Annotated in this window: 1 protein-coding gene; it reads left to right on the top strand. The window is 75.4% G+C overall.

Translation table 11 applies throughout. The features are described from left to right. Positions 1 to 164: 164 nt before the first annotated feature. On the top strand, positions 165 to 431 hold a 267-nt coding region (locus I6F24_RS37355), incomplete at its 3' end, for a phosphoenolpyruvate hydrolase family protein (RefSeq protein ID WP_225156615.1).

The raw sequence follows: 431 nt of genomic DNA, 5'->3' as shown, positions 1-431 counted from the left end.
GCGGAGGCCGACCTCGTCGTGGTCGTCCCGGCCGACAGCCGCCAGCACGGCGGTTCCCTCTTCGAGCAGGCGTGCCTCCTGCTCGGCGACGCCCTGTGCGGGGCGTTCCAGCACGCCCACGCTATTCCGGACGCGGCGCTGGCCGAGCGGCACGCGAACCTGCTGTGAACGCGCTGATCGCCGCGGCCGCGGGGGACGCGGACACCGCGAGGTGGCTCGCCCGGGCGGGGGTGGACGTGATCGTCGCGTACCACTCCAGCGTGCTGCGCCGCCGCGGTCTGCCCTCGGTGGCCGGGTTGCTGCCCTGGGCCAACGCGAACGAGCTGACGCTCGGGATCGTCCCGGAGGTCGTCGCCGCGGCTGGGGGACGGCCCGTGCTGGCGACGGTGTGCGCGAACGACGCCCTGCGCCCACCCGGTCAGGTCCTGGAC

Origin of the sequence: Bradyrhizobium sp. BRP23, from assembly GCF_020194135.1 — a bacterium.
Taxonomy (GTDB): Bacteria; Pseudomonadota; Alphaproteobacteria; order Rhizobiales; family Xanthobacteraceae; genus Bradyrhizobium; species Bradyrhizobium yuanmingense.
This window is presented reverse-complemented; position numbering and strand designations above follow the sequence as displayed.